The 23,347-nt window shown below is 43.2% G+C and carries 21 protein-coding genes; 2 read left to right on the top strand and 19 right to left on the bottom strand.

What is annotated here, in order from left to right:
• Nucleotides 1-45: 45 nt before the first annotated feature.
• From greA to AX677_RS07000, 19 genes are all read right to left on the bottom strand, one after another.
• Entirely contained in the window at nucleotides 46-528 is a 483-nt protein-coding gene (gene greA / locus AX677_RS07090) for a transcription elongation factor GreA (protein WP_002894584.1), read from the bottom strand.
• Between the two features lie 144 nt (nucleotides 529-672).
• Nucleotides 673-2,190, bottom strand: a complete 1,518-nt coding sequence (gene mltG / locus AX677_RS07085; RefSeq protein WP_060976637.1) for an endolytic transglycosylase MltG — start codon at nucleotides 2,188-2,190, stop codon at nucleotides 673-675.
• 62 nt (nucleotides 2,191-2,252) lie between these two features.
• Nucleotides 2,253-2,756 (bottom strand): GNAT family N-acetyltransferase, encoded by a 504-nt coding sequence (locus AX677_RS07080; protein WP_060976636.1) that lies wholly within the window; start codon nucleotides 2,754-2,756, stop codon nucleotides 2,253-2,255.
• Nucleotides 2,756-3,268: a GNAT family N-acetyltransferase gene (locus AX677_RS07075; protein ID WP_060976635.1), complete on the bottom strand. Its 513-nt coding sequence runs from the start codon at nucleotides 3,266-3,268 to the stop codon at nucleotides 2,756-2,758. The genes AX677_RS07080 and AX677_RS07075 overlap by 1 nt, the downstream gene beginning before the upstream one ends.
• Nucleotides 3,269-3,279: 11 nt before the next feature.
• Nucleotides 3,280-4,614, bottom strand: coding sequence for a UDP-N-acetylmuramate--L-alanine ligase (gene murC / locus AX677_RS07070; protein WP_002905154.1), 1,335 nt, complete (start codon nucleotides 4,612-4,614; stop codon nucleotides 3,280-3,282).
• 9 nt (nucleotides 4,615-4,623) lie between these two features.
• A complete protein-coding gene (locus AX677_RS07065) occupies nucleotides 4,624-5,283 on the bottom strand; it encodes a hypothetical protein (protein ID WP_060976634.1) in 660 nt (219 codons plus the stop codon).
• A 54-nt stretch (nucleotides 5,284-5,337) separates the two neighbouring features.
• Entirely contained in the window at nucleotides 5,338-8,439 is a 3,102-nt protein-coding gene (locus tag AX677_RS07060; RefSeq protein ID WP_060976633.1) for a DEAD/DEAH box helicase, read from the bottom strand.
• Nucleotides 8,440-8,563: 124 nt separating this feature from the next.
• On the bottom strand, nucleotides 8,564-9,874 hold the full coding sequence (gene der / locus AX677_RS07055) for a ribosome biogenesis GTPase Der (RefSeq protein ID WP_060976632.1): 1,311 nt from the start codon (nucleotides 9,872-9,874) through the stop codon (nucleotides 8,564-8,566).
• Nucleotides 9,875-9,916: 42 nt separating this feature from the next.
• Nucleotides 9,917-10,633 (bottom strand): nitroreductase family protein, encoded by a 717-nt coding sequence (locus tag AX677_RS07050; RefSeq protein WP_060976631.1) that lies wholly within the window; start codon nucleotides 10,631-10,633, stop codon nucleotides 9,917-9,919.
• Nucleotides 10,630-11,529, bottom strand: coding sequence for a primosomal protein DnaI (gene dnaI, locus AX677_RS07045; protein ID WP_060976630.1), 900 nt, complete (start codon nucleotides 11,527-11,529; stop codon nucleotides 10,630-10,632). Before dnaI ends, AX677_RS07050 begins: the two co-directional genes overlap by 4 nt.
• Nucleotides 11,530-12,684, bottom strand: a complete 1,155-nt coding sequence (locus tag AX677_RS07040) for a DnaD domain protein (protein ID WP_060976629.1) — start codon at nucleotides 12,682-12,684, stop codon at nucleotides 11,530-11,532. It lies immediately after the preceding gene.
• Nucleotides 12,685-13,158, bottom strand: coding sequence for a transcriptional regulator NrdR (gene nrdR / locus AX677_RS07035; RefSeq protein WP_002894570.1), 474 nt, complete (start codon nucleotides 13,156-13,158; stop codon nucleotides 12,685-12,687).
• Between the two features lie 170 nt (nucleotides 13,159-13,328).
• Nucleotides 13,329-14,144 (bottom strand): endonuclease/exonuclease/phosphatase family protein, encoded by an 816-nt coding sequence (locus tag AX677_RS07030; RefSeq protein WP_004193221.1) that lies wholly within the window; start codon nucleotides 14,142-14,144, stop codon nucleotides 13,329-13,331.
• A 17-nt stretch (nucleotides 14,145-14,161) separates the two neighbouring features.
• Nucleotides 14,162-16,363, bottom strand: coding sequence for a PTS transporter subunit IIBC (locus AX677_RS07025; protein ID WP_004193223.1), 2,202 nt, complete (start codon nucleotides 16,361-16,363; stop codon nucleotides 14,162-14,164).
• 288 nt (nucleotides 16,364-16,651) lie between these two features.
• Entirely contained in the window at nucleotides 16,652-17,851 is a 1,200-nt protein-coding gene (locus tag AX677_RS07020; RefSeq protein ID WP_004193227.1) for an LCP family protein, read from the bottom strand.
• 7 nt (nucleotides 17,852-17,858) lie between these two features.
• On the bottom strand, nucleotides 17,859-18,380 hold the full coding sequence (locus AX677_RS07015; RefSeq protein WP_060976628.1) for a GNAT family N-acetyltransferase: 522 nt from the start codon (nucleotides 18,378-18,380) through the stop codon (nucleotides 17,859-17,861).
• Nucleotides 18,373-18,813: a tRNA (adenosine(37)-N6)-threonylcarbamoyltransferase complex ATPase subunit type 1 TsaE gene (gene tsaE, locus AX677_RS07010; RefSeq protein ID WP_060976627.1), complete on the bottom strand. Its 441-nt coding sequence runs from the start codon at nucleotides 18,811-18,813 to the stop codon at nucleotides 18,373-18,375. Before tsaE ends, AX677_RS07015 begins: the two co-directional genes overlap by 8 nt.
• Before the next feature lie 139 nt (nucleotides 18,814-18,952).
• The gene (locus AX677_RS07005; protein ID WP_002905253.1) at nucleotides 18,953-20,374 is read right to left on the bottom strand and encodes an NCS2 family permease; all 1,422 of its coding nucleotides are present in this window, start codon (nucleotides 20,372-20,374) and stop codon (nucleotides 18,953-18,955) included.
• A gap of 145 nt (nucleotides 20,375-20,519) precedes the next feature.
• Nucleotides 20,520-21,149, bottom strand: a complete 630-nt coding sequence (locus AX677_RS07000; RefSeq protein WP_082730263.1) for a DUF1361 domain-containing protein — start codon at nucleotides 21,147-21,149, stop codon at nucleotides 20,520-20,522.
• A 96-nt stretch (nucleotides 21,150-21,245) separates the two neighbouring features.
• On the opposite strand from AX677_RS07000, the gene AX677_RS06995 reads away from it, so the two are divergent.
• Together AX677_RS06995 and adhP are read left to right on the top strand one after the other, a co-directional pair.
• A complete protein-coding gene (locus AX677_RS06995; RefSeq protein WP_011837443.1) occupies nucleotides 21,246-22,058 on the top strand; it encodes a Cof-type HAD-IIB family hydrolase in 813 nt (270 codons plus the stop codon).
• 217 nt (nucleotides 22,059-22,275) lie between these two features.
• Nucleotides 22,276-23,295, top strand: a complete 1,020-nt coding sequence (gene adhP, locus AX677_RS06990; RefSeq protein WP_002896899.1) for an alcohol dehydrogenase AdhP — start codon at nucleotides 22,276-22,278, stop codon at nucleotides 23,293-23,295.
• The last annotated feature ends 52 nt before the right edge of the window (nucleotides 23,296-23,347 follow it).

Below are 23,347 nucleotides of genomic sequence, written 5' to 3'. Positions count from 1 at the left end.
AACGAAAAAAGAACCAGTCTTCGAGCCAGTTCCTTTTGGTATTTATTAAACGGTTTTTTCAACCTTGAGAATTTTAACGTCGTAGCTGCCAACCGGTGTTTCAACTGTTGCAGTATCACCTGTTTTCTTACCAATCAAAGCTTGTCCAATCGGGCTTTCATTGGATACCTTGCCTGCGAAAGCATCTGCACCAGCAGAACCAACGATAATGTAGACTTCCTCTTCGCTTTCACCTACTTCTTGAATGGTAACTGTTTTGCCGATAGCTACCTCGTCCTTGGCTACAGCGTCACTGTTTACAATCTCAGCGTAGCGAATCTTGGTTTCCAGACTGGAAATCTGACCTTCCACAAAAGCCTGTTCGTCCTTTGCAGCTTCGTATTCACTATTTTCTGACAAGTCGCCGTATGAGCGGGCAATCTTGATACGTTCTACCACTTCTGGACGACGCACCAATTTCAGTTCTTCTAATTCTTTTTCTAGTTTTTCCTTTTCCTCTAGGGTCATAGGATAAGTTTTTTCAGCCATTTTTTCTCTTTTCTTTTATTTTATTTTAAAACTAAAACAAGAGGCTGAGACAAGTCTGTATCAGTCCCTTTTTTATATATATAGCAGGACTGAGAAAGCTTGAACTAAATGCACTAGCTTTCTCTCGTCTGCAATGACAGCAGTCTAATTAGAACTGCTGCTGGATTGAGTGAGCTTGCTATTGACATGCTCCTCAACATTTTTAGCGTGTTCCTCATAAGTATTGGCGAAGTAAACAGCACCTGTTTCAACATTTGCCACAAAGTAGAGGTAGTCCGTCTTACTTGGATTAATGGTAGCTTCTAGAGCAGATAGGCTGGGACTATCAACTGGTCCAGGCATAAGCCCTTCTTTTTTATAGACATTGAAAGGCGAGTCGATATTGGTATCAATTTCAGCGTCCTCTTTCAGAGTCGTTTTCTTTCCTAGCTTGCCTTGAGCATAAAGGATAGCGATATTACTCTGAAGCGGCATCGCCTGATTGAGACGGTTGTAAAAGACGCTGGCAATATCTTTGCGATCCTGATCTGTCGAACCTTCTTTTTCCACTAGAGAAGCAAGAGTCAGAACTTCATTAACCGTTAGGTTCTTCGCTTCGATGGTAGAGTAATAAGAAGACAGATTGGTATTCATAGCGCCCAACATCTGGTCAATCAAGCTTTCCAGATCCGCATCCTCACCATAGTTATAAGTGGCAGGGAAGAGGTAGCCTTCTAAGCGGTATTTGACTCCACTGTCCTTGCTTGGCAATGTGCCCAGCAGCTGTGGATATTTAGCCGCCATCTTGGAAATGAAAGCTTCATCCTGCACCTTAGCTAGGAAATCGTCCTTACTAAAAGGTGTCTTGCTAGTCTTCTTAGAAGTTGCAGCTGCATTAACCGTCACAGCCTCTGCAATCTGCTCCAGTGTATATCCTTCAGGAATAGTAACCTTACCAACAACTGGTGGTTGCGGTGTATCTGTTCCACCTTCCTGAAGCTGCCGAGCAATGGTATCTAGATCCATACTCTTCTGGAGATTGTAATAGCCAGACTGGTAATTGTTAAAGCTTTTAATCTTGGAATACAGACTAAAAACTTGGGCATTTTTAATCAGCCCCTTTTTCTCGAGAATTTCCCCAATCTGTTTAGAGCTAGAGCCTTCTGGTACTTCAACCGTCACATACTCTGTTGCGTTTGCATCAACAGGTTTAAGAGCTGAAGATACATAAGTGTAGCCGACAACTCCTGTGACCACAAGTCCCAGCAGGACAATCAGCAAAACCGTTGTCATAATCCTACGGGCTAAGGTGTTTTGACGTTTTTTCTTGACCGTGTTGTTGGCCCGATTCGCCCGAGATAAAACCTCATTGGGCTTCTTATCTTCCTCATCCACTCGACCATAGACCTGAGGGTGAGCCTTTTCATTCTCTGACATTTTATATGTTACATCAACTGAAGCGGGAGTAGTTTCAAAATCCTCATCAAATAATATTTTAGATTGTCTATCTGAATCTTTTACAGATTCAGCTTTGAAATCTTTTTCACTTTCTGGAGTAAGATTATTTTCACCACTTGCTTCCGCTAAATCTCGTAGAATCTGCTCTCTAAAGCTCAGATTCTTCTCTTTGTCTTGTGATTTTTCAGTCAAAAATTTGACCTCCTTCATCATAATCCCTAACATTATATCTTAAAAGTCAGATAAATGCAATAAGAGTAGGATTTTCTAGCTTATTATTGGTTTTTTTACAGTTTGAGACTAGGATTTTCCCAGACCATATCAAACCAAGTAGCACCTGCGTAAGTTGATTTTGACAAACCTTCATTTACAAAGGCATGCTTCTCGTAGTAAGCGATTAGGTAATCATGACAGGTCAAATTAATGCCATGGCGTTCATCTGCTATAGCAATCTCTTTCATAGCTTCCAATAGCATGCGACCGATCCCCATCCCCTGAGCATCCTTCGAGATAGAGAGGCTGGTCAGAGAGATAAAGCCACCGTCCAGATGACCATAATCTTCAATCTCCTCTGTAAAGGAAATATCATTTAAATAACGTTCTGGATGTACAGGTCCCTCCAGATAGCCCAAAATCTTACCGTCCTTTTCCGCCACCAAAAAAGTCGAAGATAGGGTTTGGATATGTGCTTCTATACTTTCGCGGCTAACAGCCTCCTCTGGACTGAAATTTTCCAATTCGATAGCATAAATGGCGTCTAAGTCAGCCATTTGAGCTTGACGGATAATCATCACTTCTCCTTAAAATTGGGATTTTCCCACACCATATCAGACCAAACTGCCCCACCATGAGTTGAGTCAGAAATCCCTTCGTGGACGAAACCATTCATCTCATAATAAGGTATCAGCTCATCATGACAGGTTAGGCTAATGCCCTTTCGATTTTGCTGAACAGCTATTTCCTTGAGAGCTGCAAGCAACAACGTTCCGACTCCCTGCCTCTGAAAATCAGGATGGACAGACAGACTTTGGACGGCAATGAAGCCACCTTCTGGAGTATTAGCACCCACCTTGCTAAAGAGGTCATCAGTCAAATATCGCACCTGAACAGCTGGTCCAACAATATAGCCCGCAAGCTGACCATGCAGCTCTGCTAGCAAAAAAGTATCTGGAATTTGCTCAATCCGCTCTTTGAGAACTTCTGAACTGGCTGCTTCTGCTGCTGGAAAATTCAGCTGCTCAATTGCAAGAATTTCTTCCCAGTCGCTCAAGTCGGCCTGTCTGATTCGAATCGGTACTTCCATCAAGTCTCCTTCTACTGAACGTTGCTAGTCAGATTGGACAGGAGACGTTCAAAGGAATATTCATAGGTCTGGATGTCACCAGCTCCCATAAAGACATAAACGGCATTATCGTGGTCAAGAAGCGGAGAAACATTATCCACGTCAATAACCTTGGCCCGCTTCACAATCTTTTCAGCCAGATCTTCTACCTTGACATCGCCATTGTCCACCTCACGCGCAGATCCGTAAATCTGAGCTAAATAGACTGAGTCAGCCTGATTGAGGGCTTCCGCAAATTCGTCCAAGAGAGCAATGGTCCGAGTGAAGGTATGCGGCTGGAAGATCGCCACGATTTCTTTGCTTGGATACTTCTGACGAGCTGCATCCAGAGTCGCGATAATTTCCGTTGGATGGTGAGCAAAGTCATCAATGATGACTGTTTCGTTGACAATTTTCTCTGTAAAACGGCGCTTAACTCCGCCAAAGGTCTTGAGGTGTTCCCGAACTAGATTCAGATCAAGACCTGCAGTATACAAGAGGCCGATTACTGCCGTCGCATTCATAATGTTGTGGCGGCCAAAGCTTGGAATCTGGAACTCACCCAGCTCTTGCCCGCGGAAAGAAACTTTAAAGCCTGAACCGCTGGTGGAACGCAAGAGATCGTGAGCGACAAAGTCATTGCCTTCTTCCTTGAAGCCATAGTAGTAAATCGGAGCCTTGGACGTAATCCGGCGCAGCTGCTCATCTTCTCCATAAATGAAGAGTCCTTTGGTAATCTGCTTGGCATAGTCATTGAAAGCATTAAAGACATCTTCCAGACTCGTGAAATAATCCGGATGGTCAAAGTCGATATTAGTAATAATCGAATATTCCGGATGATAAGGCATGAAATGACGCTCGTACTCGTCTGACTCAAAGACAAAGTACTTGGCATTGGCGGAACCGCGGCCTGTACCATCCCCAATCAGATAGCTGGTATCCGTGATATTGGACAGAACGTGGGAAAGAATACCTGTTGTAGAGGTCTTCCCGTGGGCACCAGCCACTCCCAAACTGACAAAGTCACGCATAAAGCCACCTAAAAATTCATGGTAGCGTTTATAGCTGATACCATTTGCGTCTGCATAGGCAATTTCTACATTGTTATCTGGACGAAAGGCATTGCCAGCAATGATTTCGAAGTCTGGCTGGATATTCTTTTCATCAAAAGGCAGGATGGAAATGCCAGCCTGCTCCAAACCGCGCTGAGTGAAATAATATTTATCAACGTCACTGCCCTGAACCTTATGGCCCATCTGGTGCAGCATCAAAGCCAAAGCGCTCATACCAGAGCCCTTAATCCCGATAAAATGATAGGTTTTCGTCATGATTACTCCTTATTCGCGATTTAAATTTGTTAAATCTAATTCTTGAGCTTTCGCATGTTGAGATTGAGATTCCAAAACTTTTTCTTTATTATAAATCTGACTGTTTTTTAAAAAATCATAATTATTTTTCTTTGCTTGCTTTTGCTCTTCCTTTGGTTGAGATGCTGGGCTCATAGGAACATCAGCTAAAATATAAGTTTCTTGTGACATTTTATCGCCAAACTTAGAAAATTCTCCTACTGTATTCTTCTGAAACAAAGCTGTAGGTTTTGATTGGTCCCGATTTGAAGTTGTTGATACTTTTCGTTTGCGCATTTTATTTGGTAAATCGCTTGTCAGATAAGGAGCTGAACGCTTCTTTTTTAAATCTGCCCGAGCTTCCTCACGTGCCTGCTCAGCATAACGGATGGCCGGATCTTTCTTATCAATCGGCTTTTTAAAATCCTTGGAAGCTGACTGCTTTTGTAGTGGTCTTCTAATAGCCTGACTGGCAGCGATAGGAGCATGCCTGTTGGAGTCCACAATCGGCATCCATTCCAAATAATTACGGTCAGTATAGTCTCCGGTAATGTTGCTAATGAGATCCAGTTCATCATAAAGATTCATATGCGGCATTTCCGTCAGCATGATTTCATCATCTGACACCAGAGGAAATTGTTTATCAGTCATATCTTTTTCCTTTCAACCCTTCATTATTATAAACTATTCAGGCTATTTTTCAAGCTATTCTGCCGAAATTCCCAGAATTTCTCGAATTTCCTCCACAGAGAGACTGGATTTGGCTTCTGCTCCGTCAAGAATAGTCGAAACCAGATTGCGCTTGCTCTCCTGCAGCTCCTGTATCTTCTCCTCAATCGTACCCCGTGTAATCATCCGATAGACTTCGACATTGCGCTCCTGACCGATACGATGGGCACGGCCAATGGCCTGGGCTTCAACCGCTGGATTCCACCAGAGGTCGACCAAGATGACTGTATCAGCACCGGTCAGATTGAGACCGACACCTCCAGCCTTAAGGGAGATCAGAAAGGCTGAACGCTGGCCGTCATTGAAAGCTGTTGTCATGTCCTGACGCTCTTTAGCCGGAGTAGAGCCTGTAATCTTAAAGGACTCTATACCAAGCATGTCCAACTCACTCTCGATAATATCCAGCATACCACGAAATTGTGAAAATATGAGGACACGACGATTACCATCTTGTATCTGTTCAAGTAATTCCCGTAAACTTTCTAGCTTACCGCTCTCGCCCTCGTAATCTTCCATAAACAGCTTCGGAGTGTCACAAATCTGGCGGAGACGCATAAGACCTGATAGAATCTCTATCTTGCTGCGGTTGATTTCATCTTCTGTCGCATGGATGACTCTGTCCTGCATCTGTTTGAGCAGAGCCAGATAAATGGTCTTCTGACTATCTGCCAATTCATTGCGATAGGCAACCTCAATCAAATCAGGCAATTCCTGCAGCACATCTTCTTTCTTGCGCCGCATAACAAATGGTTTGATATAGCGAGCGACTTTCTTAGCCGGCAGTTTTAAAAATTCCTTTTTGCTTGGCAAAAGTCCTGGCATGACAATCTGGAAAATAGACCAAAGTTCTCCCAGATTATTCTCAATCGGCGTCCCAGAAAGGGCATAGGTATGCTCCACTTCAAAATCCCGTAAATACTGGGCAATCTTGGTCTGGTCATTCTTCATGACCTGAGCCTCATCCAAAATCAGATACTGGAAGTGGTTATCTCGGTATTCTTCCACATCCTGCCTGAAAGAAGCATAGCTGGTAATCGTAATCTGATGCTTCTCCGCAATCAGCTCATCACGAACATTTTTCAGACCATACACCACCGCCACATCCAAATGCGGAGCAAATTTAGCAAACTCATCGCTCCAGTTGTAAATCAGGCTGGATGGCGCCAAGATTAAGACTTTCTTAGAGTCATCTATACGCGAACTCAGAAAAGAAATCGTCTGCAGGGTCTTTCCCAGCCCCATATCGTCAGCCAAGATGCCACCGAAGCCATACTTATCCAGCATGAATAGCCACTTGACACCCGTCTCTTGGTAATCCCGAAGGTCAGCCTTGACTTGCAGCTTGGGAAGAGGAAATTCCTCAGGGTGAGTCAGGTCAAAGGCTAGCTGCTGCACATCTTTTGAAAACTGTACCCTATCCTTGCCCTTAAAAAACTCTGCCAGTTGATAAGCTGCCAGACTGCTGGTCTGAATGAAGCCATTTTTAGTCCGCTTACTCCGCAGCTGCTGCAAAGTCCGACTCATCTCCTTGGTCTCTTCATCGAAAATCAAGACTTGCCCGGACTTACTGATAAAGAAGTCCTGCTCCTTAAAGAGCGAATCAAGCACAGCATCTATCTCTGACTGCGCAATGCCAGCAAAATCGAAACCAACATCTAAGAGGCCGCCCTTCATCTTGACAGTGATTCTTGGACTTTCTGTCTGTGCCAGCGCCTCTAACTCTTCTGTCATGCTGACACAGCCCAAAGCCTCAAAGTTGGGAATGACTTCTGAGAAGAAATGATAAATTTCTTCCGGCTTCAGAGGCGGTCGCTGGCTGTAAAAGTCTGCCACAAAACCTGCCTGCAGCATTTGCTTAAATACCTGCTGCTCATGCTCAAAATTACCTGCAAAAGGCAGACGTTCCAAATCTTTGCGAGTCGTCACTTTCCTGTCTCCATAGTCAAAGACAGTGTCCAAAATCAGACGCTTGTCAGGACCGATGTCAAAGTCAAACTTGGCTGTAAAGTCATGAATCATCATACTTTCAGGTGCTTCTACCCGACCAACTTTTTTAAACTCAGACAAACTGGAAGCCAGCTTAGTCCTTTCTGACAAGTCGAATTGCAGGTGCTTTAACCGATCATGCTCTATAGGCAACTCCCGTAAAGCCTTAATTAGTCTTATCTGCTGAGGATTTAGCTGGTAGAAGGTATCTCCATAAAAAATAAACTGGCCATCATAAATCATCTTATAATTCTTCTCAGCAATGACTAGCTCAAAATGCTCTTCATACTCTTCCACTTTGAAAGTATAAACTTCTGCCTCTTCATGTAAATCTTGGAAAAAGACTTCACTGTAGTCATAAAGGCTGTACTCTAAGCGGAAAGAAGATAGATTCATCAGGAAGATAACTCCCTCTTCAAAGATACTAGCCGGGAAGAAAAGATTGCGCCCAGCATTTGGGAAAATCAAAGAAGAATCTTGCCCCTGATAGTCGGACACTAGTCCTTGCAGGAAAACGAGCAAATCTTGACTGGCTTCATCAAAATCTTCCAAATGAATAGCCTCATAGTAACTCTTACCAATCTGATAATGCCCGCCCTTTTCCAAGGTCCGAAGGAAGGAAAGAACGTCTCGGACAACATAAGAGCGTTCGTCCGGCAAGCGGCTGATCCGGAGACTCCAGAGAAACTGTCCTGTATAAGAATCCTCCTGACCAGTAGCCGAAAGCTCATAACGAACCTGTTGATTGGATTTATCCGGCAAGACCTTATCCAAGAACAAGCTTCCAAAAGAAACTAGCTCTTGGGTTTCCTGACTGGTCAACTCCTCTTCTTCCATACTCTTTAGCACATCTTTTCCCGATGGGGCATTTTTCAGATAATACTCCAAGGCTGCCAGATGGGCACAATATTTTTTCTTCTGGAAAAAGTCACAATAACAAAAAACGATATCATCATCTAAGCTATAGCGCAGATTATAGTCGGCTACACGAGCAAATAAAATAGAATTGCTGACCTCAAGGACTATCACCTTATTGTTTTCAACCAGGGCAATTCCTTCTGTCCGAATCTTACCAGGAATTAATTTTGCCATAATTACCACCTTATATTTATCTCACCATTATACCATACTTTCGATATAAAAAATAAAAGTAAGCATTTATGCTTACTTTTATTCTCAACTATAAATATAATTTAAAATCAATACTTTACAATCCCTACTTCCGCTTCCTTGCAATCAAGTGAATCGGGGTTCCTTCAAAGACAAAGGCCTTGCGGATCTGATTTTCCAGGAAACGCAGGTAAGAGAAGTGCATGAGTTCTTCTTCGTTGACAAAGATGACAAAGGTTGGCGGTTTGGTCGCTACTTGAGTCGCATAGAAAATCTTGAGGCGTTTGCCCTTGTCAGTCGGTGTCGGATTAATCGCGATAGCATCCATGATAACGTCATTAAGCACTGCTGACGGAATACGCGTGTTTTGGCTTTGACTAATCTGCTTAATCATATCCGGCAGCTTATGGAGACGCTGCTTGGTCAGGGCAGAAACAAAGATAATTGGCGCATAAGACAGATACTGGAACTGGTCACGAATATCTGCTTCCCAGTCTTTCATGGTATGGTTGTCTTTTTCCAGTGTGTCCCACTTATTAACAACGATAACAATACCTTTTCCTGCTTCATGGGCAAAGCCAGCGATTCGCTTGTCGTACTCACGAATTCCTTCTTCGGCATTCAGCACCATCAGAACGACATCTGAGCGGTCAATGGCCCGCATGGCCCGCATGACAGAGTATTTCTCTGTATTTTCATAGACCTTACCTGACTTGCGCATACCAGCCGTGTCGATCATGGTAAATTCCTGACCTTCACTGTCAGTAAAGACCGTATCAATGGCGTCACGCGTAGTACCAGCAACAGGACTGGCAATAACCCTATCCTCACCCAGGATGGCATTAATCAAGCTAGACTTGCCAACATTAGGACGACCAATCAGACTAAACTTAATCATATCAGGATTTTCTGCCACTTCTTCATTTGGCAGATTTTCAACGATCGCATCAAGAACATCCCCTGTACCAATCCCATGGACTGAGGAAACTGGGAATGGATCACCTAAGCCCAGCGCATAGAAATCAAAAATCTCATTGCGCATTTCAGGATTATCCACCTTATTGACCGCTAAAATAATCGGCTTATGGGTCTTGTAGAGCATGCGAGCCACATACTCGTCCGCATCCGTGATACCTTCCTTGCCAGACACGACAAAAACGATGACATCTGCTTCGTCCATGGCGATCTCAGCTTGGTGTTTGATTTGCTCCATAAAAGGCGCGTCAACATCGTCGATTCCGCCCGTATCAATAATACTAAACTTACGGTTGAGCCAGCTTGCTGTCGCATAAATTCGGTCGCGGGTCACCCCTTCGACATCTTCCACAATGGAAATCCGCTCACCGGCAATCCGATTGAAGAGCGTTGATTTGCCGACATTGGGACGGCCGACAATGGCAATAGTTGGTAAGGCCATGTTTTTCCTCTTTCATTCTTTAGGACAGAGCCAAACTCCGCCCTATTTTTCTAATTTCTTTTCTTTGAACAGTTGGTTGATAGCTTGATTAGGCTCCTGACCAAATTGGGCAGCTAGGCGCTGACTCCAGGTTTCCTTAGCTCGCTCACCGGCATATTCAGTCTGTACGCGGTCATAGGCTTGAATAACTGAATCATCCTGTTCACGATATTCTTCCTCAAAGACCACTGCTTCATAAGGCAGACGCGGCTTGACTGCATGGTTCTGGTTGGGAGCTCCCAGAGCAATCCCAAAGACTGGATAAGTGTAGTCCGGCAACTTGAAAAGCTCTGCTATTTGACTAGCAGCATATCGAACCAGTCCAATGATTACTCCGCCATAACCCAAACTTTCAGCTGCTAACAGGGTATTTTGTCCAGCTAAAGCAGCATCTACTGAGCTAATCAGGAGATTCTCCGGCCCCTTAGGATAAAAGTCTTCCGTATGCATGTGAACGCCCTTTTGAGCTCGATTGAGGTCACCAACAAAAAGTAGAAAGGCCGAAGACTGCCGAATGGCTTCTTGGGGCACCAGGTCAAAGAGGTCTTCTTTTTTCTCTTTGCTTCGTACCACAATGATAGAATAGGACTGGAAATTCTTCCAGCTGGACGCAGCTCGTCCCGCATCAATGATGGCACGAAGTTCCTTATCCGAAATCTGCTCCTCCGTAAAGCGGCGGACAGACGTGTGAGCATTCATCAAGTTAATTGTTTCATTCATCGGCGGTTCTCTCCTTCTAGGCGTACCTCCTGAGCCAGAAATTTAATCCGCTCCATAACTCGCTTGGCCTGCCAAGTCTCATCGCCATTCTTAGAGCTGGCAAAGTGACGCTCTAAATCCGAAAAACTAAAGTTAGAAGTAAAGAAAGTTGGCAGATTTTCCTGCATACGGTGCTGGAGAATGACCTGCAAAATCTCATCGCGCATCCAGGGGCTAGACTGCTCTGCACCGATATCGTCCAAAATCAGCACTTGAGCTGTCTTGACCTGGTCAATCTTTTCCTTGACCAAGCCGGAACTGATCGCATTCTTAACATCCAAAACAAAGCTCGGATAGTGGAGCAGTGTCGTTGAAACACTGCGTTTTTCTGACAAATCATGCGCCAGAGCTGCCATCATGTAGCTCTTACCGACTCCAAAATCCCCGTAGAGATAAACAGCTTTCTGATAATGCGGAAACTCAGCAACGAAGTTGGTCAACAGTTCAAAAGCCTTGTAGCGACCAACATCGTCCAGATCCACCTGAGCCAGACTAGCCTCCTTAAGACTGGCTGGTAGACTGATGAGATTGAGACGGCTTCTAATGGCCTCCTGTCTCTCCTGCTCAATCAACTCAGGTGTCTCTTCATAGGCAACATCCGCATAGCCTTCATTTTTCACCAAGATTGGCTTATATCCTTTAGCAATATAGGTCTCGTCCCCCAGCAAAAAACGGTTGCGCTCCGTAATATACTGGTTAAACTTGGAGACACTACGCTGAATTTCAGCTTGGGTCAGCTTTTCCTGCTGGATAAAGGCTACCACATCTGGATCGGCCATAATCTGCTTAACCAGCTCCTGATAGTCAAATTGCCGCACCCTATTCATATGAGGCATATTCTGTCCTATTTTCTCCATTTATTCGCCTCCTCCTTCAAGTTTGGCTAAGAGCCGACGTTTCTGCTCTTCTAGCTCGGCCTGCTTCTCTGCGCTCGTTTCATTTTTATAATCCGGCTGACTCCAGTCAGGTACGTTGCTCTTGGTAGAGCCTTGTCCAGATTTAGCTGGACGGTTCTGGGGCTGCTGGTTGCGCTCACGGATTCTCAAGACTGCTTCCTCAGCTGTCGTCACCTTTTGATAAGAAAAATCATTAGCTACCTTGAGGGCATACTTTTCATTGAGATTGGCTGAATCCACCTTATTAAAGGTCAAGAGCAAGATTATGTTGATAACCTCGTCCAAAAGGCCTAATTCAGCTAAATCTAGCAAAAGCTTTCTCTCTGTCCGCGTAATAGCAGCCTGACGAGTTTTCTTAATTTCTGCCAGGAATACCATTGGCGATGTTCGTTTCGCTTCTTGGATAATAGACTGCTCCTGCTTAGAAAACTGACCTTCTGCTGGCTTCTGAGCTAGCTTTTGCTTCATCCGCTTGGTAGAAATGACCTGAGAAACAGCAGTTTCTCTAGCCAAAACGTAGGTCTCATACCAGGTCCACTTTTTCTGCTCAGCAATTGCAAACAATTCTAGCACATCTTCCTTTTCATTTGCAAAGCGAAGATTGTCCTGAGCCATCCGTTGCTTGAAATACTCCAAGTCAAAATCATTGGCTTTTCGCACTGCCCTTGCTTGCTCATCTTCCATACCAAACACCTGCATAAAAGGCTTGATCAATTTATATCCGCTAGGATTTTCTGGTCGCAGGGCATCTGCAGCAGCTTCGCCGATTTTCTTTTCCAAGAGCCGACTGTACACATTATGGCTGAAAAATTCCTCCGCCGTTAAAGTCGGGTGGAGTTGAACCAGATAATGGTCATCTGTTTGATAAAGGTCCACTAGCTTAATCGCCGCTAAACGCTCAAAACTTTCTTCTAAAACATTAAGTCCAAAATCTAAATGATTGAGAATCTGACTGAAGAGGTGCTGCTTTTGCCCATTATCTCCAAAAGACAGCAGATAAAGATAAAGTGCTACCGCTTCTCTCCCCAAAATCGGCAAATAGAGCTTGGTCAAGATAGCAATATCTGGGCTGACTGCATTATTGCGCAAGAAAGAAAACTGATGGTTTGGTTTCATTTATTTGTCCTTTTTCTTCTTGGACCCCTTGGTAATCTGCTTGAGCAGGCTTTCTAGCTCTCCCACATCCTTGAAACTCCGGTAAACACTGGCGAAACGAACGTAGGTGATTTCATCCAGCTCTGCCAGTTCATCCATGACTAAGGATCCAATATATTCACTATTGATTTCATTGTCGCTCTGACTGCGGACCTTTTGCTCAATTCGGTTGACAATCTCCTCTATTTCGTCACTAGATACTGGCCGCTTTTGAGCGGAGCGAATAATACCGTTAAAAATCTTATCCCGAGAAAATTGCTCACGCGTCCCGTCCTTTTTGACAACCACTAGGGTTCTCTCTTCGACGCGCTCGTATGTCGTAAAGCGGTGTTGACATTCCTCACACTCACGGCGGCGACGGATTGTATTCCCATCTTCTGCCTGTCTGCTATCAACCACACTTGATTTATTCCCACCACATTTCGGACAACGCATACCATTTCCTCCTAGAATCCTAATACTTCATTATAACACGTTTTCAAGAATAACAAAAGACAGCCGTTTGGAGGGTAATATTTCACCATTTTGCCCTAAAAATGTGTTTATCAAAAATAAAAAGCGAGACAAATCTGTTGCATTCTCAGTCTTGCCTCATCTTTTTACTATTATAATGCCACTTGCACTTCTAAACCAAAGTGGTCACTGACAACAGGGGTTTCTTTCCCGTCAAAGACGACAGCGGAACGCTCAACGTCCATCCCTTGACTAGTGAAAACATAATCAATCTTCAGAGCGTGCTTATTATCATCCCAACCTGCGATAGTCCCTTCTACAGTTGCCTCTCCGCTAGCTTCTTTTGCAGCAGTATGACTATCCTGCAGCTTCAGTGGACTGGCTAAGATGGTCTGGTAACCTTGCTGGCCGACTGGATTGTTGAAATCGCCCATGAGGACCAGAGGAGTTTTAACCTTGAGAAGCTCTGCTTCAAGCTTAGCCCATTCCCCCTGAAAGCCTTTGTCCCACCAAGACAGATGGCAGGAGGCAATTGTCAGCAATTGACCTTCCACCTCAGTCTCTGCTAGCAAGACTTTACGGGTATGGTAATCCCTAGGATCATTAGCCTCTGATACCAGAACTTCTCTAGGAGCAATAGGTTTTCTAGATAGGATTGCCACTCCTTCGTTGTAAATATCAAACCCAATATGATTATAGGCCCAGGACCAATGATAGTCCAATCCTGCCTCAGCCAATTTTTCTACCAAACAAAGGGCAAAGTGGTCTTGATGAATCTCAATTGCGCCCTCAACCGCCTGATAGAAAGGAGCCTGAACAACCTGTTCAGACTCCGTTAATTGATTGACTTCCTGCAGGCAAATGACATCATATTTTTCTTGAAGAATGCGTTCTGCAAGCTGATTAAGCTTAGTTTCTTGCTCTTCTTCCATCCAACTATGAGTATTTAATGTCAGGAATTTTGCCATGATTTCTCTTTTCTATTTTACAATTCAACCTTAGCAACAACTGTCTTAGCAGATGCTTGACCAAGTTTTTCTACTGTTACAGACTTGATAGCTGCTGCATTTGTGAAGACTACGATTGTTGAAGTTTCACGTCCAGCTTCTTTGATTGCTTCCAAGTCAGCTGTGACTAAAAGATCTCCAGCTGCAACTTTTTGACCTTCTGAAACATGAACTTCGAACGGTTTACCTTCAAGGCTAACAGTTTCCAAACCAATATGTACCAAGACTTCCAGGCCGTTATCTGTCACAAGACCGATAGCATGCTTGCTAGGGAAGACGCTAGTTACTTTACCAGCAACTGGTGAATAAATCTTACCATTTTGTGGCTCAACTGCAAATCCATCACCCATCATTTTTTGTGAGAATACTGGATCTTTAACATCTGCCAAGTCAATGACTTGACCGTCTGCAACAGTTTCAACTTCCTCAGTCACACCTTTGTAAGTAACTTCGGTAGCTGCTGATTCTGCTTTTTGGCTAGGAAGTGTTTCAGGAATCACTTCACCAGAATCCAACAAGTCTTGAATATCAGATTTGAGAACGTCAGCTTTTGGTCCGTAGATAGCCTGAACGCCTTGGCCTTTCATAACCAAGCCCATAGCGCCTTCAGCTTTCCACTGTTCTTCTGTTCCAACTTTTTCAGCATCTTTGACAGTCACACGCAGACGAGTCATACATGCATCTACATCTACGATATTAGCACGACCACCCAGAAGGTTGATAACATTTACTGCTTGAGAAGCTTCAGCAACTTTACCACCAGTTGACTCTGATGAAGAAGCTTCATCTGAACCATCTGCTGTTTCATAGTTACCGTTACGTCCCGGAGTTGCATAGTTGAACTTCTTGATCATGAAGTTAGAAATGAAGTACATTACAACACCAAAGAGGATAGTTACCCAAATGAAGTTGATGATATCCCCACCAAGACCAGCACTAACAGACATAGGGGTACGGGTCAAGAACTCAATTGAACCAAAAGAATGAACACGCAAATCAACAATATCAGCCATAGCAAAAGCTGCCCCTTGTACAAATGCGTAAATGATATACAGCGGTGTCGCTACAAACATAAACATGTACTCGATTGGTTCAGTAACCCCTGTCAAGAAGGTTGCCAAAGCAGTCGCAATCATCATACCTTTGTATTTGTGTTTCTTATCTTTGTCCACATTGCGGTAGATGGCAACTACTACACCCATCAGGATACCGAATGAACCAATCATCTGACCTACTTTGAAACGAGCCGGTGTGTAAGCGGCAAGAAGGTCTTGATATTTAGCTGGATTACTTCCTTTCAGACTAATCAAGTCCTGAACCCAAGCCAACCAAAGTGGATCCTGACCAGGAATTACTTTACCAATTTCTTTTCCTGTTTGGATTATGTAGGTACCACCCAGTTCAGTATAGTTCATTGGAATAGTCAACATATGGTGCAAACCAAATGGAAGCAAGAGACGTTCTAGCGTACCATAGATAAACGGTGCTAAAATTGGCGGTGCATTTGTAATCCAAATACCAAAGGCATTAATTCCCGCCTGAATAAACGGCCAAAATACACCAAGAATTAAAGCAATAATAGTTGAGTTTAAGATGACAACAAAAGGAACAAATCTTTTCCCATTAAAGAATGATAAGGCATCTGGAAGTTTCCGGAAATTATAATATTTATTGTAAGCTACCGCTCCGACAAAACCAGCAATAATTCCGACAAAGACTCCCATTTTAAGAGCAGGAGCTCCTAGAATTAACTCAAAGTAATCAGACACTTTCAGAGAAAGATTTAATGATTTAATACCGAAACTCAGCGTGTGCACTGTAGCATTAGGTTTAGATAGCATTTCGCTGGTAACCCCAAATAGAACACCAGTAATTCGGTTAATCAAAATGAAGGACAAACCAGCCGCAAAGGCACCTCCAGCTCGTTCTTTAGCCCAGTTTCCACCGATAGCTAGAGCAAATAAGATATGAAGATTACCGATAACACCCCAACCAATTTGTTCCATTACGCCACCAATAGTGACTAAGATTCCCCAATCTTGGTTAATCATAGGAACTGTCTTACCGATACTAATCATCAGTCCTGCTGCCGGCATAACAGCAACGACCACCATCAAAGCTTTACCGAATTTTTGCCAAAATTCAAAGCTAAAAATGTTCTTGAATGAATCTTTCATCATTCAGACCTCCTTATATTTTTTGCAAACCACTCCTTTTTATGAAATCGTTTGCATATCGTTACATCTATTATAGCACGAATTTTTATTTTGTAAAGGCTTTTATAAAAATTTTTTCTCTTTTTTAAAATACATAAAGCTGATATTCCTTTTGTAAGTGGCATTTTCTATACTACAGCATCAACGAAAACGATTGCATAGATTTCTAACAAAGAAAAAACCTTCAGTATGAAAGTAAACATTTCATACTGAAGGAGTCAAACTGCATCATCTAAATTAGATAAGTTAGAATTAATCCGTTTGTGTTCCTTGAGAAACTACACTTGTATCTGCTGTTGTAGTTTGAATAGATGTATTTGTAGTTCCAACTGTCGTATCTGTTGTTGGATAAGAATAATTTTGGTAAGCTCCATTATAAGCAGGCTGACTATAAGAAGACTCGTAGCTACTGTAGCTTTCAGTGTTGCTAGGTGTACTACTATTTGTACTTCTCAGACTATTACCACCCATAAAATCCTCATATAGTACTGCGTTTGTCTTAAGGGACTTAACTGTTTCCAACCCTAGAGCTTTCCTTATTAAATTTTGCATTTCCAATAGATGATCAGACGTCACTAATTGATAGCTTCCACCATCAGGTAAAGTCGCATCTTCTCCACGCAACTGCTCAGATTGAATGTTCTTAAATGCATCTTGATAGCCTAGCAGTTGAGGAATACTTTTTGAATCAAGCGCGATATTTGTCTGCATGTTGCTGCTGATAGCTTTTAAAATAGCCTGATAATGGCTGACACTGTTGAGACTGAGAACTTTTTCAACCACTTTCTTAATTACTTCACGTTGACGCTTCTGGCGGCCATAGTCACCCTCTGGATCCTGATAGCGCATGCGAGCATAGACCAACGCCTGATCACCATTGATGGTTTGCTTGCCTGGCTCAACCTTAGCAGTATACTCAGGCTCATTCTCTTCAATAGAAATTGGAAAGTCAAAGGTATTATTGACCTCAATGCCACCTACAGCATCTACTAATTGAACCAAGCCCTGCATATTGATCATCATATAGCGGTCAATATGGATGTTCATCAAGCCCTCAATGGTTGAAATAGCTAACTCAGATCCACCATTCGCATAGGCCGCATTCAGCTTAGCTTCAACTGTCTGACCATTCTCATCAATCTGAGTCAGAATATCTCTCTCCAAGCTCATCATGACTGTTTTTTTAGTTTTTGGGTTGACACTCATGAGAATCATGGTATCGCTATTCCCAACCCAAGTATCCTCGCGTGAACCGCTTCCTGTATCCACTCCCATCAGCAAGATAGTCATGGGCTTAGTCGCAGAAATGACATCTGTCTCATTTCCCAACCCCTTATAAGTCTTGGATAGTTCATCTGTTGACTGACCATAAATCGTCCATGCATAAGTACCGATACCAGCTGTCGTTACGACAAGGAGGCTGAGAAACATCATTATAATCTTTTTAAACATATCTTTTTTAGTCTATCAGTTTACCCATCAGGTAAACATCAAGAAATATCCCTTCTTTTAAATAGGCTCCTCTTTTTTGTAAGCCTTCAATTTCAAATCCTAAATCTTTATAAAGGTGAACTGCTCGTTCATTTCTAACCTGAACGCTCAATTCCAAACGTCTAATAACATGAGAACTCTCTGCCCAAGTTAGTGCCTCTTCCAGCAGTATGCGTCCCAGTCCTTGGTTCCAGAAAGCTTTCTTCACCACGACAAAGACTTGACCAATATGGCGAATCCGCTCATGGAAATCAGCTGTGATGCTGACAAGGCCAGCAATCTCACCATTTAAAAGCGCCAACAGATAAAGCTGATTACTAGAAGCAGCCTGATGCTCAATGAATAAAGCCATCTCCTCTTGATTTATCAAGATTCCAGCCTCATCCAGCGTCATATAATCTGACTCAGCCCCGACCTGATTGAGGAAGGCAATCAGCTCAGCAGCATCTGTTTTTTCCGCTTCACGCAAGCATAATTCATATTCAGTCATTCTGCAGTCCCTCAAGCAGCTCTTGGGCTCGTGTTCCTTGGGCTTCAAAAACCAATTCACGCCCGTCTTCCTTTTTCAAGAGGCTTAATTTGAGACAGTCTTCAGGTAGATTTTCTCCTAGCAGCTCCCCCCATTCAATGACTGTCACACCCTCCCCAAAGAGAAAGTCATCCAAATCAATGGAATCTGGATCGTCTCCGATGCGGTAGACATCCAGATGATAGAGCGGCAAGCGCCCCTCGTATTCCCGAACAATGGTATAGGTTGGACTTTTAATCATCTGACTGATGCCCAAACCTAGAGCCAGACCCTTAGTAAAGGTTGTCTTCCCTGCTCCTAAATCTCCCGTTAAAACCAGTACGTCCCCTGCCTGAAGCGATTTGCCCAGGCGCTGACCCCACTGGATTAATTCTTCCTCATTATGACTAAACATTCTCTTATTATACCAGAAAAAATTTTTTTCTGCTTAATTTTGCAAAAGAAAAATCAGCCGCAAAAAGCTGATTTTTTATAACAAAAACATAACCTATCCAAACTGTACTAAACTCAGGGAAATCCAGCAATGTTTAGACCTAATTTAAAGCCAGATTTACAAAATTCAAAATAAAGAGAAGATCCAAAATCCAAATCATAGAATGCACATCCTTAGCTTGACCTTTGAAGATTTTGACCAAGGTGTAGGTGATAAATCCAGCTGCTATCCCGTGAGTGATAGAGTAGGCAAATCCCATAAAAATAGAAGTAAAGAAAGCTGGAATGGCTTCTGTCATATCATCCCAATGGATATTTTTCAGACTAGCCAACATCATAATCCCAACAATAATCAGAATCGGTGCAGTGGCAGCATTAGGAACAATGGCTAAAAGCGGACTAAAGAAGCTTGATACTGCAAAGCAGATGGCTACAACCAAGGCGGTCAGACCTGTTCGGCCTCCAGCTCCGATACCAGCTGCAGACTCCACATAAGTCGTCACATTAGAGGTTCCAGCAATTGCGCCAATAGAGGTTCCAATGAGGTCCGAGTAAAGCGCCTTATCCAAGCCTTCTGATTCATGGTTTTCTCCAGAAGTCGCCACAATCCCGACCTTTTCACCTGTCCCAATCAAGGTACCAATGGTATCAAAAATATCTGTCAATGAAAAAGCCAGAATAGCCATACATGTCTGGGGCCAGCGAGCTGAATCTGCTAAAAGGGCACCCAGACCTTTCGGTCCTACTGCCACCCCAAAAATCTGTCCCAGTTCATTAACAGCAGTACCAATGTTATTCTGCCCAAAGTCAATGGCTGACAAATCAACCAAGCCAACCAGAATAGCTACCACTGTTGTTACTAGGATGGATAGGATAACACCACCCTTGATATTTTTCACGATAAAGAAGATTGTGATGGCTAAACCGACCAAGGCTACTAGAACTGCCGGATTGTTAAAGTCTACCAGACCTGGAGTTGCTGCTGAATTAGCCGTAATAGCTGCTGCGGCCTTATCTGCCCCCTTGCCAGCTACTGTATAGTTTCCCGGATCGATTGAAAACTTGAGCAAGCCAGCATTTTTAATACCTACATAAGCCAGAAAGACTCCGATCCCTGCTGAAATAGCTGCTCGCAAGGAGCCTGGAATTGACTCAATGATCATCTTACGCACCTTGGTCAAAGTGATAATGAGCGAAATAATCCCGCAGATAAAGACCATAGCCAAGGCTTCCTGCCAAGTGTAGCCCAAGGCAAAGACGACCGTAAAAGTGAAAAAGGCATTCAACCCCATGCCCGGTGCCTGCGCATAAGGCAGGTTGGCAAAGAAAGCCATCATCAAGGTTCCGGCAACAGCCCCGATAATCGTAGCTAGGAAAACACCCTGCTTGGGCATACCTGTCTGAGCCAGCATGGCCGGATTGACGAATAAAATGTAGGACATGGCAAAGAAAGTCGTCAGACCAGCTAAAACCTCAGTCCGGACATCTGTCCCTTTTTCGGTCAATTTGAAAAATTTATCCATTTTTCAATAAATCTCCTTTTGAGTAAAATTTCTAATATCTAGTTCAATAACAAAGAAAAACAGATTGAATTTCGTTTATTTACGAACGATATTTTAAATTATAATAAAAAACATTCACTTTTTCAAGATGAATGTCTCGCTATTCTTATTTTTTATTATCTCTCATCAGAAATACCAAACTCATAAACTGTAAAAAGGTAAAACCAAGAATGAAAGGCAGTCGATCAGGCTGCAAAGTTTGCAAGAGCTTCTGTAGAACCAGCTGAGGATGAAGCAATAAATCCCAGCTATTGAGGCGATCATAACGTCCTATGTAGATAGCCAGACTGGACACAGCCGACAGAGCTGCCGTCAGCAACAAGTCCAAATACCAGTTAAGCTTCCAGCCTTCCTTGATGACATACCAGCTCTCCATACCACAGAAAATCCCGAATAAAATACTGGAAACAAAAGCTAAAAAGAGCAAGAAAACACTTGGCTTACTCAGAACATCTGCCACCCAAGTCATATGAATCAAATCAGTAATCATATAGAAAGTGTTGGGGAAGAAAAGCAACCACAACAGGAAAAGAAGAGGATAAGCCCACTTCTGCTTCTTGAATAAAAGTGTCAAGACAGCTGCATCATAGCTGATTAAGGCCAAGGTCATATTCCAGATGAGATAGGTCGGACCGCCATTTAGAGATTGGATATAGATAAAAAAGGCAATCATCAGAAAAAGAGCATGAATCATGATCGGTTTACGCATACGAAAAGCTCCTCCTTGCTGTGTCATAATTGTGACTGATTAGAGCACCATTATAACATAAGTCGTGTTATTTACACTGAATTCTGTTATAATAGTCTGTATTATCACTGAAAAGAGACTCACATGACAAAAAAAGTAATCGCTGTGGACTTGGACGGAACCTTGCTGGATTCTAATAGCAATCTGTCTGACTTCACCAAAGAAACTATCAAAAAAATTTCCCAAAAGGGCCACAAGGTCATTATCACAACAGGTCGTCCCTACCGCATGGCTTTGAAATATTATAAAGAATTAGAGCTCAATACGCCCATGATCAACTTCAATGGCTCTTTGACTCACATTCCAGAAAAGAAATGGGACTTTGAAAAATCGCTGACGCTGGATAAGTCCTTCTTACTAGATATGGTTAAGCGAAAGGATGAGATTGAAGCGGATTTCATTGCCGGCGAATACCGCAATAAGTTCTACATCACCAATCCCAATGAAGAAATTGCTGATCCCAAGCTATTTGGCATCGATGCTTTCAAGCCTGAAAATCAGTTTCAAGCCAACTTAGTAACGGAGAATCCTAACGCCATTCTCCTGCAGACACGTGCAGCTGACAAATATGCTCTGGCAGAGGAAATGAATGCTTTTTATCAGCATGAACTTGCTATCAACTCTTGGGGCGGGCCGCTCAACATTCTCGAGTGTGCTCCCAAAGGGGTCAACAAAGCCTTCGCCCTTCAGTACCTGCTTAATGTTCTCAATGTGGATCGCAAAAATCTGATTGCCTTTGGAGATGAGCAAAACGATACTGAGATGCTGTCCTTTGCTGGCACTGGCTATGCCATGAAAAATGCCAATACTGACCTGCTACCCTACGCCGACCAGCAATTATCTTTGACTAACGACCAAGATGGCGTCGCCCACGAGCTCAACAAACTCTTTTTATAAAAGTAGACAATTAGACAAACTCTGTTCGAGAGTTTGTCTTTTCTTTTTTGTCTTCTCTCAACCTCAATCATGCTCAAAAGCTTTAAAAATAGAAGCTTATCCGCCGTATCATAGTTTTAAAGGTTACTTTCGCTCATATTTGTAAGCGTTTGCTATTTGTTTGAGTTTGTGATATAATTAACATAATCAAAAACTAAATAACAGGAGGAAACTACTTATGAAAGCAGTTGTTGTAAATCCAGAGGGAACTAATGTCCAACTCATCGAAAATAAAGAAATGCGTCCTCTTGAAACAGGGGAAGCTCTCGTTGATATCGAATACTGCGGTGTCTGCCATACTGATCTGCACGTCGCGCATGGTGACTTTGGCAAGGTGCCAGGTCGCGTTCTTGGGCATGAAGGTATCGGTATTGTCAAAGAAATCGCTCCAGATGTAAAAAGTCTCAAGGTCGGAGACCGCGTCAGTGTCGCTTGGTTCTTTGAAGGCTGCGGCGCTTGTGAATACTGTACAACTGGTCGCGAAACCCTTTGCCGTACAGTAAAAAATGCTGGTTATTCTGTTGATGGTGGGATGGCAGAGCAATGTATCGTAACAGCTGACTACGCTGTCAAAGTCCCTGAAGGACTGGATCCTGCTCAAGCTTCTTCTATCACTTGTGCCGGCGTGACTACCTACAAGGCTATTAAAGAAGCCCAGCTGCAGCCAGGACAATGGACAGTAATCTTTGGAGCAGGTGGATTGGGTAACCTAGCGGTTCAATATGCCAAGAAAGTCTTTAATGCCCATGTTGTCGCTGTTGATATCAACAATGACAAGCTAGCTTTGGCCAAAGAAGTCGGTGCTGATATCGTCATCAACGGCCATGAAGTTGAAGATGTCGCTGCTCTTATCCAAGAAAAAACTGGCGGTGCGCATTCTGCCGTAGTAACAGCCGTTTCTAAAGTTGCCTTCAACCAAGCTGTTGACTCTGTTCGTGCTGGCGGTCGTGTAGTTGCCGTTGGATTGCCATCTGAAATGATGGACCTCAGCATTGTCAAAACCGTTTTAGATGGTATCCAAGTCATCGGTTCCCTCGTTGGTACTCGCAAGGACTTGGAAGAAGCCTTCCAGTTTGGTGCTGAAGGATTAGTGGCTCCCGTCGTTCAAAAACGTCCTGTTTCAGATGCAGTGGATGTCTTTGATGAAATGGAAGCGGGTACCATTCAGGGACGTATGGTACTTGACTTCACACACTAATGTTTTAAAGCATGTCAGTCCCAACATTTACCTAACTCTTGGAAACGTATGA

Origin of the sequence: Streptococcus sp. CCH8-C6 (assembly GCF_001557225.1) — a bacterium.
GTDB classification, from domain to species: domain Bacteria; phylum Bacillota; class Bacilli; order Lactobacillales; family Streptococcaceae; genus Streptococcus; species Streptococcus sanguinis_C.
The sequence above is the reverse complement of the archived record's forward strand: the minus strand, read 5'-3'. Positions and strand labels throughout refer to the sequence as shown.